Raw genomic sequence first — 11,911 nt, 5'->3', positions numbered from 1 at the left:
CTCTTTCCTTCTAGCGATTGAAATAGCGGTGACGCGACAGGCGCGTCTGGACGTAAAGATGCTCGTTATAAGCTCCGGGATTGTAGGAGCCGGCACTCGCGGGCACCGGCACGGAGACATTGCCGCCGCTTGGAAAGCGCGCCACGAATGCTTCATCGATATCACAACCAAGACCCGGCGCGTCCGGGACGGCAATCGATCCGCCGACCTGTTGTGGATGGGGCAAAATCGTCAGCTTTCGACCGTCCCAATCGTCATCGATGCGTTCGAGGATGAGCGCGTTCGGAATAGCCGCCAGCACGTGCAACGCAGCGTATTCGGCGACAGGACCGAGCGAGCCTGAATGCGGCGCCATCTGGATGTGATGGGCCTCGGCCATGGCCGCGATCTTCTTCATCTGCGTAATGCCACCGGCCCGGCCGGTATCGGGCTGGATGATGTCGACCAGTTCGTTTTCGATCAGTTCGCGCTCCCCAAAAATCGTCGCCGAACGTTCGCCGGCTGCCAAGGGAACGTGGGCGGCATCGCGAATGCGTCGGTAGCCATCGATGTTTTCCGGTGCGATCGGATCCTCGACCCAGAAGAGTTCGTAAGGCTCAAGCGCCCTGACCAGTCGGCAGGCATCGGCCGGTGTTAGCCAGGGCGGGCCATGAAGATCGATTGCAATGTCGATCTCGTTGCCGACTGCTTCGCGCAATGCGGCAACCTTGCGCACCGGGTCGGCAACCCCGCCGCATTTGATCGCCTTTATCCCGCGTTCCTTGACGGCAAGTGCCCGCTCGGGCGTGTTTGCATGGGAGTAGATCGGAATCCGGTCACGAACCTTGCCGCCAAGCAGCATCCAGATTGGCACACCGAGCGACTTTCCCTTGATGTCCCACAGTGCCATGTCTATGCCGGTCATGGCGCCGGCGCCAACCGTTCCCAACATGCCGTGACCCATCATGGCGACATGCATCTTCTGCCATAGCCGCTCGATATGGGCCGGGTCCTCGCCGATGAGGAGCGGCGCAAGATCGTGGATCGCGGTCTCGATGACACGCGGCCATCCGGAGCATTCGCCGATACCTGTTATGCCTTCGTCCGTGTCGATTTTCAAAAACAGCCAGTTTCTTGTGCCTGGCAGCCTGGAGGCGCCATCGCCTGACCGTTCATCGGAAGCCCATTTGGAGGGATCGGGCTGGCCGGCATGCATGAGAAAGGTTCTGATCCCGGTAATCTTCATTGTAAGAAACTCCAGTGCCTCAGATGTCTGTTAGATGCAGCGAAAATGCCGCAAGCGATCCCGCTGTCGCGGATCGAGGCGCGCTCTGATGGGATTGATTGTCCGACGCCAAACAGCGGCGCTGCAGCCCTTGTCTCCTTCGTGACCTCGACGAACATGCAGCGCTTTCCCGTCTGATCCCTAGGCATGTCCGTCAAGGTGGCAAACTCCGGCATGCGATGTCGCGCAGACTGATTCCGCATCACTTCCTCCCACATTGCCCAAAAGGCGGACGGCAGGACGAGCTCCGGCCCCGCCTCAAAGCGCTCTCCCTGGCGCCGGCGCTGACGATAGGCATGGTTTCAAATAATTACAAGAGTTGACAGATAATTACAGATTTTGTAGCGATGGTGATGAGGAAACGCCTGCTGTCATCTCTAAACGACCGCCCAGGAAGGCATGGGGATATGAATCTGTCAGATGCTGTGCGAACCAAATTGAGAGCGGTCTCGACCGCAACGCTGACGACGGTGTTGATGAAGCGCGGCTTGAGAAATGTCTTCATCCGCGGCATCCACAAGATCAATCCGCAAGCGCCTCGCCTGGTCGGGCCTGCCTTCACGCTGCGCTACATTCCTGCGCGGGAAGACATCGATCATCTCGGCGTCTTTAGCGATTTGAATCACCCGCAGCGCCGCGCCATCGAAGAATGCCCGCAAGGCGCCGTGCTTGTTATCGATAGCCGCAAGGATCATTCGGCCGCTTCTGCCGGTGGAATCCTGATTACGCGTCTCTTCAAGCGCGGTGCGGCAGGCGTTGTTACCGATGGGGGTTTTCGCGACACGCCAGACATTGCCTCCCTGCCGTTTGCAGCCTATCACGCAGCACCCTCGGCGCCGACGAACCTGGTGCGCCACCATGCCCTCGATATCAATCAGCCGATTGGCTGCGGTGATGTGCCCGTCTATCCGGGCGATCTCATGGTTGGCGACAATGAAGGCGTGGTCGTCATCCCGGCAGCGATGGCAGAAGAGGTCGCCAACGAGGCTTTCGAGCAAACCGTTTTCGAGGATTTTGTCGAGGAACGGGTGCGCGCCGGGCAGGGGATATTTGGTCTCTATCCGCCCAACGAGGGCACCGCTGCGGAATTTGCGGTCTGGAGGAAAGAAAAGGGACGATGACGAAACTTTCCGCCGCCATGGAGCCTAGCAAGGGCGCAACCCGCTTCAGCGACATCATCTACGAGAAGATCGTCGGGATGATCGCAGACGGAAACTTTCCGGTGAACGAACGGTTGCCGCCGGAATCGAAGCTTGCCGCCATGTTCGGTGCTTCGAGGCCGGTCGTGCGCGAAGCACTTGAACGATTGAGGACCGATGGCCTTGTCGTCTCACGCAAGGGTTCCGGCTCCTATGTCCGACAGCGGCCGGACTCATCGATGCTGAAGATGGTGCCGGTCGGATCGCTCGCCGACGTTCAGCGCTTTTTCGAATTTCGCGCAGGTCTTGAAGCGGAGGCAGCCGAGCTTGCCGCCCGCAACTGGCAGCCGGAGGACAAGGAGCGGATCATGGCCGCACTGCAGGCAATCGAGGAATGCTTGCGCGATGGCGAGCTTGGAGCCGATGAGGATGAGGCGCTGCATGACGCGATCGCCATTGCCACCGGAAACCAGTTCCACATCACGGTCCGCGAGTGGTTCAGGCCACATTTTGCTGTCGGTCATTCCGTGACGCGAAGTCTTAGTCTCAAGCGCACGCCTGCGCAGATACGCAGCGTCCAGGATGAGCACGCGGTGATCGTGGCGGCGATCCTTGCGCGGAACGAAGCCGAGGCCCACGACGCGATGAAGCGCCACATCCTGAACGCACGCGCTCGAATGTTCCAGGGAGTCGATTGATGAGCCGACTGACCGCAGTGGCTGTTTCGAGGCCGGTGCCGCCACTGCTCTTGATGTTGATGGCGAGCGCCTGGCGCCTATCCGCTTCACGAATTGATCGACAGGTAGGGGAGAGAAAATGAGCATCGCAACCATGCGCCAGGCCCTGATGGGCGTGTCCGGCGTTCCCGTGACGGCCTATGACAAAAACGGTGAGGTCGAACCCCGTTCGACTGCAATCATTTATCGCCGGGTGGCGATGGCTGGCATCCACAACATCGTCGCGGCTGGAAACACCGGCGAGTTCTATGCCTTGACCGTGGAGGAGATCCGCAGCGTACACGAGGCTGCGGTCACAGGTGTCGATGGCAAGGCGCCGGTGACGGCCGCGATCGGCAGATCACTGCGCGAGGCAGTCCGAATGGCAAGGGACGCAGCTGCGATCGGCGCATCTGCCGTCATGGCGCATCAGCCCGTCGATCCCTTTGCGGCACCATCGGCGCAGATCGACTATTTCTGCAAGTTGGCGGATGCTTCGCCCCTGCCAATGATTGCCTATGTGCGAGCCGACGGTTTTAATGTCGAAGACATGGTCCGCCTTGCCCGCCATGAAAACATCGCCGGCATCAAGTTCGCGACACCGGATCTAATGCTGCTTTCGCGGGCGATTTCAGCCTCCGATCCCGCAGGCACCCTCTTTGTCTGCGGCCTCGCTGAAAGCTGGGCTCTGTCGTTTACCGCTGCCGGCGCACGGGGCTTTACCTCCGGACTCGTCAACGTTGCGCCAAAGCTCTCGCTTGCAGTGCACGAAGCGCTTGCCAGCGGTGATTACGACGGTGCTCGCGCCATCCTCAACAAGCTCGAGCCGTTCGAACGCATGCGCACGAAATACCGCAACGGTGCGAATGTGACGGTCGTCAAGGAGGCGGTAACCCATTCCGGCCTGAACGTCGGTCCGGTTCGCGTGCCGGGATTGCCGATGCTCGACGAGAGCGATCGTGAAGAACTGTTTCGCCTGCTTCGCGCGTGGGAGGCTGCCGGCGACATCCAACGGCATGAAGCGCCGGTCGACGCGAGGGCGGCGGGCTGAGTTCGACATTCATCTATTAAGCCAGGGCGATTTGACGCCCCAAGATTGGGAGGTCTTGAAATGCTGAGGAACCTGTTGGCAACGGCCGCAATGGCCAGCGCATTGATTGTCGCGCAACCTTCACTTGCGGCATCCCCGCCGAACATGCTGGTGATCGGTACCAATCTGACCGGCATCAGAACGCTTGATCCGGCGCAGAACAATGCGCGGACAGTCTCCGAACTGATCTCCAACCTCTACGATAATCTCGTGCAGTTGTCGCCGGACGATCTGAAAACGTTGAAGCCGATGCTCGCGACGAAATGGAGCGTGTCGGACGACGCCAAGGTCATCAGCCTGACGTTGCGCGACGACGCTGTCTTCCAAAGTGGCAATCCTGTCACGGCAGAAGATGCTGCCTGGTCGATCCAACGCGTCATCAAGATGGGTCAGGTCGGTTCGACCGATATCGCGCTATGGGGCTTTACGCCTGACAACGTCGAGAAGCTTGTACGAGCCAAGGACGAGCGCACGCTCGAGATTGAACTTCCACGACCCGTCAATACGGATCTGGTACTCTATTCCCTTGCCGGATCGTCGATCGGCATCGTCGACAAGAAGACGGTACTGTCGCACGAGGCGAACGGCGACCTTGGGGGCGCTTGGCTGTCGGCCAACTCGGCGGGAAGCGGGCCGTTTGCGCTTGCCCAATGGCGTCCAAACGATGTTGCGATCTTCAACGCGCAGAAGGCCTATTGGGGTGGTGCCCCGGCCATGGCGCGAGTTGTTGCACGTCATATTCCCGAATCCGGCAATCTCAGACTGCAGCTTGAAGCAGGTGACGTCGATGTCGGGCAATATCTGGCAAGCGGCGATCTCGATGCCTTGTCCAACAACAAGGAGATGGTGATCGACAACGTTCCGGGCCTCGGCTTCTACTACATTGCCCTCAATCAGAAGGATCCGGATCTTCAAAAGCCCAAGGTTCGCGAGGCCTTCCAACATGCGTTCGACTGGAAGGCGATTTCCGGCAATATCATGCGCTACACGGGCTTCCCGTGGCAGTCGATGATCCCGCGCGGGATGATTGGCGCTCCCGATGAAGCGGCGTCCCGCTATGACTACGATCCCGCCAAAGCCAAGCAACTGCTTGCAGAGGCAGGGTATCCCAATGGATTGAAGAAGGTCCTCAATCCGTCCGGAGCGGCAACCCTGCCGTTTGCCGAGGCGCTGCAGGCGAGTGCGCGCGTCGCCGGACTTGACCTTGATCTCGTGCCTGGCGAATTCACGCCGGCGTTCAGGGAGCGGAAATACGAAGTCCTGCTCGGAAACTCGGGTGCCCGTCTTCCCGACCCATTCGCTGTTGCCACCCAGTACGCCTACAATCCCGACAACAGCGATGAGGCACGTCTTGGGAGTTACTATCTATGGCGGGCCGGAATGAAGGTGGACGAACTTAACACGCTCGTCGATCAGTCGATGAAGGAACGCGACACCGGCAAACGCACGGAAATCTTCAAGAAGATGGATAGCGTTTATTCCGGAATGGATGCCCCGCTCGTCATCTTCTTCCAGCGGACGGACCCTTATGTCATGCGTTCCGCAGTCAAGGGTTACCACGGCCACACGACCTGGTCGACGCGCTGGCACGACGTAACCAAGGAGTAAGGGGTCGTGGCGAATGCCGATCTAGTATCCAAGCGAAATTCCGACACCACTTTTAGCGAAGAAGAAGTGGCCTATGTCGCGCCGCATCCACTCGCAATCATTCTGAGACGGCTGGCAGGGCGCGTGGTGGCGATCGTGACCACGCTGCTCGGCCTGCTCTTTCTTACCTTTTCGATGGGGCGGTTGCTTCCCGCCGACCCGGTGCTTGCCATCACCGGGCCGGAGGTCAGCAAGGAGGTCTATGATCGTGTCTACAACGAGCTGGGACTAGGGCAGCCGATCCTCGTGCAATTCCTGAGCTATGTCGGAAGGGTCGCGACAGGCGACCTTGGAACATCGGCAACGACCGGACAGCCGATCCTCACCGACCTATTGGCGATCTTTCCTGCGACAATCGAGCTTGCAGTCATCGCCATGATCGTCGGAGCGCTCGTCGGTGTACCACTCGGCATCACCGCTGCCGTCAGGCGCGGCACCGTCATTGATCACGTTGCACGGATCGTTGCGCTGGCCGGTCATTCCATTCCGATCTTCTGGACCGGCCTGATGGCGCTTTTCGTCTTTTATGCAAAGCTTCAGCTTGTCGGCGCATCGGGACGCGTCGACGTATTCTATGAGGGGCTCGTCACACCTATAACCGGCTTTCTTTTGATCGACTCTGCGGTCGAGGGGCAGTGGGACGTGTTCCAGAGTGCGCTTGGTCACATCATCCTTCCGGGCGCCATCCTTGGCTACTATTCCGTGGCCTATATCAGCCGCATGTCGCGCAGCTTCATGCTCGAGCAGCTCAGTCAGGAATACATCGTCACGGCCAGGGCAAAGGGGCTCGGGCGCCGCAAGGTCGTCTGGCGCCACGCCTTCAGGAACATTCGCGTGCAGCTGTTGACGATCATGGCGTTGACTTTCGGGGGCCTTCTGGAAGGCGCAGTGCTCATAGAGACCGTTTTCGGATGGCCGGGACTTGGCCAGTATCTGACGCGTGGGCTTCAGATGAATGACATGAACGTCGTGATGGGAGCAGTGCTGACAATCGGCGCCGTCTTCCTGACGATCAACATCCTTTCGGATGTGCTTTACCGCATCCTTGATCCGCGAACACGGTGACGCCGATGACGATGTCCACAGAACAAGCCGACCGCATCGACGGCAGCCGCTTTCGCAAATGGCTGCGCGCGCCCGAACCCCAGGGCTGGTTTCAATCGAGCGCGCAGCAATTCCATCAGGGCTGGCTGAAGTTTCGCCTTCACCCGCTCGGCCTGGCAGGGTTGGCAATCATTGTCCTTTTGATCCTTGTTGCGCTCGCCGCGCCACTCCTGACGGCTTACGATCCGATCGTCCAGGACATGGCCGGACGCCTTTCGCCACCATCCGCGGAGCACTGGCTCGGGACCGACAATTTCGGCCGGGATGTCTTCGCCCGTATTGTCTACGGCGCCCGCACGACGCTCTATATCATTATTCTCGTCTCCGTCATCGTCGCTCCAATGGGACTTTTAATCGGTACCTGCTCGGGCTATTTCGGCGGAATTGTCGATGAAGTGCTGATGCGCATCACCGACATCTTCCTGTCATTTCCGGGGTTGGTGCTGGCGCTCGGGTTTGCGGCAGCACTTGGTCCGGGCATTACCAATGCCATCATCGCGATCTCGCTCACGGCATGGCCACCGATTGCACGCCTTGCGCGCGCAGAAACGCTCAGCCTGCGAAAGGCCGACTTCATCGCCGCCGTGCGGCTCCAGGGAGCAACGCCTGCAACGATCATCACCCGTCACATCCTGCCGATGTGCATTCCCTCCGTCATTGTGCGCGTGACCCTGAATATGGCGGGCATCATAATTACGGCAGCCGGCCTCGGCTTTCTTGGCCTTGGCGCGCAGCCCCCCTGGCCCGAGTGGGGGGCGATGGCAGCGACCGGCCGCGAATTCATGCTCGACAGCCCATGGGTCATTGCAGCACCCGGCATTGCAATCGCCCTCGTCAGCCTTGCGTTCAACCTCGTCGGCGACGCGCTTCGCGACGTTCTTGATCCGAGGGGTTCGCAATGAGTACGTCACTTATCGATATTCGCAATCTCGAGATCGCCTTCGGGCACGGAACAGTGAGGGCCGTGCGCGGCGTCACCTTTTCACTCGCACAGGAAAAACTCGGCATCGTTGGTGAGTCCGGATCGGGAAAGTCCACGGTTGGTCGCGCGATAATGAAACTGTTGCCACCGACCGCAATCGTCAGCGCTCAGCAGATGACCTTTCAAGGCGTGGATCTGCTCAAGGCCGACGAGCGCGCGATGATGACGATCAGAGGACGGCGGATCGGGTTGATCTTGCAGGACCCGAAATATTCGTTGAACCCGGTCATGCGGGTGGGCGAGCAGATCGCCGAAACCTATCGATTTCACTATCCCAAAGCCACGGCGAAACAGGCCTTCGAGCAGACGCTCGCGATGCTGGATGCGGTCAAGATCCGAGATGTTGAAAAGGTGGCTCGCCTCTATCCGCACGAAATATCGGGCGGCATGGGCCAGCGCGTGATGATCGCCATGATGCTGATTGCCGAGCCCGAGGTTTTAATCGCAGACGAGCCAACCTCGGCGCTTGATGTCACAGTGCGGCTTGAAATCCTGGCATTGCTGGATGAGCTCGTTGCGCGCCGTAACCTCGGTCTGATTTTCATCAGCCACGATTTGAACCTCGTTCGAAATTTCTGCGACCGTGTCCTTATCATGTATGCCGGCAGGGTCGTCGAGGTCCTCAAGGCCCGCGAACTGGAATCCGCAAAACATCCTTATACGCAGGGTCTGCTTGCATCTCTGCCCTCGATCGACAACCCGCCCACCCGCTTGCCGATCCTGAAGCGTGACCCGGCCTGGTTAAATGACAACGTGCTGGAGTTGCCGCGGTGATTGAAATCAGCAACCTCACAGTCCGCTTCGGTGCCAGCCTAAGGCCGGTCGTCAAAAATCTCAGCCTTGCTGTTGGAAAGGGCGCCGCGTTTGGACTCGTTGGCGAATCTGGCTGTGGAAAATCAACGGTTCTACGCGCCATGTCCGGCCTCAATCCACAATACGAGGGACGGATCAGACTGGACGGCGAAACGCTGGACCGCCGGCGCGACCGGCCATTTTTCCGGCGCGTCCAGATGGTGTTTCAGGATCCTTACGGATCACTCCATCCCCGCAAGACGATCCGCTCGCAGATCAAGGAGCCGCTCCGCAATCAGGGGCTTGCTACCAATTCGATTGATGTCGATGCAGTTCTCCGCTCGGTTGGGCTCGACCCGTCACTCAGCTACAGATTCCCACATCAGCTCTCTGGTGGGCAACGCCAGCGTGTTGCGATTGCCCGCGCCTTGGTTCTTGACCCGGCCGTTCTGCTTCTCGACGAGCCGACCTCGGCGCTTGATGTCTCGGTCCAGGCGGAAATTCTCAATCTTCTGGACGATCTGCGGAAAGATCGCGGCCTGACCTATCTGCTCGTCAGCCATGACCTGGCTGTCGTCTCCCACATGTGCAGCAGGGTCGCAATCATGGAAGCTGGCGAAATTGTTGAACAAGTCGAGATCGAGCGCTTGCGGCAAGGTGCGGTCGAGCATCCGTATTCGCAGCGTCTGCTGCGGGCAAGCAGGCTCTATGGCAAACAGGTCACGCCATGACGTAGGGCTGTGCTGACAAGCTCCTGGGCTTGCGGGCTCCGAACACATGATGCCGGCGGATGCGTCATATTATGACCCGGTCCGATAGCCGCTATGCTTGAGATCGTCGTGATCACTCAGCAGCTTTGAGCGGCCCCAGTGCCACGTCGGTCGTGTAGTTCTCGCGCATGAAGTTGATGAAATTCTGCTGGAACTGACGGGTGTGCGCATGCGCAAGCTCATCGGCAAGTTCGACGTTGCGCTCACGGATCGCCTCTAGCATCTGCCCGTGCTTATCCTAATGAGGTCGCGGCGCTGGAGCCGCCGCCACTCGGTCTGCGCGCTCCTCCCAGAACGCCTCACCGTGGACGCTGCGATGACGACACGAGCGGCGGCGACATCCCGGCGGCGACCATACCCCCCACCTGGTCCGCCGGGAAAACTGATGGACTGCCAGATGCATCTATCAATCCATCCCACGAGCAGCGCACGAAACCGGTACCCCTCGACTGTGAGGCGGCGTTTCAATCGTGCGATCGACATTTACCCGTTGTCGGCGGTTATATTGCGTTGAGAAGCGTTCGGCTTGTGATCTGGTGACATTAATTTGCGGGCAGCTGCCACATTTCTCAGGTGCGAGAAAACGGAAATGCCACCGGTTGAAGTTTGCGAACAAGAACAAACAATGGTAGCATTACAGCTTCGGGGGGGACACCGCTCATGGCCGGGCAACGCGAACCTGACATTCAAAACCTGATCAATGGACCAACTTCATGGGGACTGGCCACGCGCCTGGCAGTTCAGCATCTGGAACGTGCTGGAATTGAGGTTGCGCCTTTGCTGTCGCGGTCTGGCCTTTCAAGCGCAGCGATCGCAGAGCGCCGGCGAATTCATGTCACCGCGCAAATGCATTTCCTGCAGTTGGTCGCGCATGTTTCGAAGAATGCTTGGATGGGTCTTGCCTTGGCCAAGGAATGCGACTTGCGTGAAATGGGGATGCTTTACTACGTGATGGCCTCGTCACACGATCTGAATGACGCTTTCACGCGCCTTGGAAGATATGTCCGCCTTGGAAACGAGGCACTCGTCGTGCGGCTTAAGGAGAAGCCCGCATGTTCTGTCGAAGTCTCCTACACGGGGGTGCAGAGGCATCGCGACCAGCACAACATGGAGTTGCTGTTATTTGCCCTTGTGCGCCTCTGCCGCAAACTCGTCGGACGGGATCTTTCGCCGCACAAGGTGAGATTTGTTCATCATAGAACTGGCGACCTGACCTATATCCGGCGAGTATTTGGATGTGAGGTTGAATTCGGAGCAGAAACGGATGAAATCATTTTCAACGCCGGAACGTTGGAGCTCCCGGTCGTTGGAGACGACCCATTTCTCAACGAACTGATACTGAAGATGTGCGACGAGGCGATGACAACCCGCATGGCCAATACCAGCCGGTTCCGAACGATCGTGGAAAACAATATTGCGCCTCTGTTGCCGCATGCCGAGGCGTCCATAGGAACCGTTGCAAAACGACTTGGTTTGAGCGAGAGGACATTTGCTCGTAAATTGGCGGCCGAGGGCCTAAGCTTCAGTGAGGTCCTGGATCAAATGCGCCGTGAGCTTGCGATGCGTTACCTCGAAGACGATCTTCAGGCGTCCCAGATTGCCTGGTTGTTGGGGTTTCACCATCCGAGCTCCTTCAGTCACGCTTGCCGCCGTTGGACAGGCAAGAGCCCGCTTGAATTTCGGCGCGCTCCTGTCCAAATCCCGACAGTCGAAGCAACAGCATGATGCTCTTCTTTTTATACGCAAACTCGGACCGCACCTCTCGTTCCTGTCAGGCTCATTCATCCCGGTGACATACGCGCGACATGCCAGTCGGCCCTTGTGACGTGCCGTTGTCGCATGGCGCCGACGTCGCCATCTGATCTGCTTGCGCAATGGCCCAGCTATTCCGTTGCTTTCGCGCAGATGGCGGACAGCGTGGAGGGCGGCTGCGTCGAGCTTTGGGTCAGCCTGCCGGGCTCCTGTCGCATTGCTTCGGCGCGGCGCATGAAGTCTTCGGCCGTGCCGACCGAGGGGAAGTCGGCGGCGAAGCTGCGGGCCACGAGCAGAGCCTGCTCGCGACCGCTGTTGTTCCACGACACCCACACGAAGCGCGACAGGTGCTCGAATTCTTCCCGCAGCGTTCTCGCTGACATCAGTTCCTCCTCCAGAGGCGTTTTTGCGGGCGGGCGCGATGGCGAGACTTCCCGGTCTCCTCGGGGCAGCACATTGGCCGCATCCTCGACCGTCAGCCGTTCTGCACGGGGGCACTTTTGCAAGTTGCACTTTGATTGAACGGAAGCACCCATCCGGCCACAGTACGACCGGCAATGCAACCAGATCCCAGCCCTCCGGTCGCATTGCCGTGCATTGACACTCAATTACTTCGTCTCCGCGCAAAACCAGTACCGTTTTCGACCGGTCAAAA

Annotated in this window: 11 protein-coding genes and 1 pseudogene; 9 read left to right on the top strand and 3 right to left on the bottom strand. The window is 59.1% G+C overall.

Annotated elements, in window-relative coordinates:
- Window positions 1-10: 10 nt before the first annotated feature.
- Window positions 11-1,225: a mandelate racemase/muconate lactonizing enzyme family protein gene (locus tag IB244_RS14215; RefSeq protein ID WP_192304649.1), complete on the bottom strand. Its 1,215-nt coding sequence runs from the start codon at window positions 1,223-1,225 to the stop codon at window positions 11-13.
- Between the two features lie 446 nt (window positions 1,226-1,671).
- Here IB244_RS14215 and IB244_RS14210 point away from each other — a divergent pair, with 446 nt between their 5' ends.
- The 8 genes from IB244_RS14210 to IB244_RS14175 all read left to right on the top strand — a co-directional run bounded on the left by IB244_RS14210 (window position 1,672) and on the right by IB244_RS14175 (window position 9,465).
- Window positions 1,672-2,385: a ribonuclease activity regulator RraA gene (locus IB244_RS14210; protein ID WP_192304647.1), complete on the top strand. Its 714-nt coding sequence runs from the start codon at window positions 1,672-1,674 to the stop codon at window positions 2,383-2,385.
- Window positions 2,382-3,101 (top strand): FadR/GntR family transcriptional regulator, encoded by a 720-nt coding sequence (locus IB244_RS14205; RefSeq protein ID WP_192304645.1) that lies wholly within the window; start codon window positions 2,382-2,384, stop codon window positions 3,099-3,101. The genes IB244_RS14210 and IB244_RS14205 overlap by 4 nt, the downstream gene beginning before the upstream one ends.
- A 118-nt stretch (window positions 3,102-3,219) precedes the next feature.
- Complete coding sequence (locus tag IB244_RS14200; protein ID WP_192304643.1) at window positions 3,220-4,170, top strand: dihydrodipicolinate synthase family protein; 951 nt, start codon at window positions 3,220-3,222, stop codon at window positions 4,168-4,170.
- 60 nt (window positions 4,171-4,230) lie between these two features.
- Entirely contained in the window at window positions 4,231-5,817 is a 1,587-nt protein-coding gene (locus tag IB244_RS14195; protein ID WP_169680715.1) for an ABC transporter substrate-binding protein, read from the top strand.
- A gap of 6 nt (window positions 5,818-5,823) precedes the next feature.
- A complete protein-coding gene (locus IB244_RS14190) occupies window positions 5,824-6,921 on the top strand; it encodes an ABC transporter permease (protein ID WP_192304641.1) in 1,098 nt (365 codons plus the stop codon).
- A gap of 5 nt (window positions 6,922-6,926) precedes the next feature.
- Window positions 6,927-7,862, top strand: a complete 936-nt coding sequence (locus tag IB244_RS14185) for an ABC transporter permease (protein WP_169680717.1) — start codon at window positions 6,927-6,929, stop codon at window positions 7,860-7,862.
- Window positions 7,859-8,716: an ABC transporter ATP-binding protein gene (locus IB244_RS14180; protein ID WP_192304639.1), complete on the top strand. Its 858-nt coding sequence runs from the start codon at window positions 7,859-7,861 to the stop codon at window positions 8,714-8,716. Before IB244_RS14185 ends, IB244_RS14180 begins: the two co-directional genes overlap by 4 nt.
- On the top strand, window positions 8,713-9,465 hold the full coding sequence (locus IB244_RS14175) for an ABC transporter ATP-binding protein (RefSeq protein WP_169680721.1): 753 nt from the start codon (window positions 8,713-8,715) through the stop codon (window positions 9,463-9,465). The genes IB244_RS14180 and IB244_RS14175 overlap by 4 nt, the downstream gene beginning before the upstream one ends.
- A gap of 112 nt (window positions 9,466-9,577) precedes the next feature.
- On the opposite strand, the pseudogene IB244_RS14170 reads toward IB244_RS14175, so the two are convergent.
- Window positions 9,578-9,742: pseudogene (locus IB244_RS14170) on the bottom strand (GntR family transcriptional regulator); the annotation flags it as partial.
- Between the two features lie 422 nt (window positions 9,743-10,164).
- Between IB244_RS14170 and IB244_RS14165 the strand changes: the two are divergent.
- Window positions 10,165-11,229, top strand: coding sequence for an AraC family transcriptional regulator (locus tag IB244_RS14165; protein ID WP_113470372.1), 1,065 nt, complete (start codon window positions 10,165-10,167; stop codon window positions 11,227-11,229).
- Between the two features lie 158 nt (window positions 11,230-11,387).
- On the opposite strand, the gene IB244_RS14160 is transcribed toward IB244_RS14165, so the two are convergent.
- On the bottom strand, window positions 11,388-11,639 hold the full coding sequence (locus IB244_RS14160; RefSeq protein WP_169680724.1) for a hypothetical protein: 252 nt from the start codon (window positions 11,637-11,639) through the stop codon (window positions 11,388-11,390).
- Window positions 11,640-11,911: the final 272 nt, after the last annotated feature.

It is taken from the genome of Rhizobium sp. RHZ02 (assembly GCF_014851575.1).
In the GTDB taxonomy this organism is placed as follows: domain Bacteria; phylum Pseudomonadota; class Alphaproteobacteria; order Rhizobiales; family Rhizobiaceae; genus Rhizobium; species Rhizobium altiplani.
The sequence above is the reverse complement of the archived record's forward strand: the minus strand, read 5'-3'. Positions and strand labels throughout refer to the sequence as shown.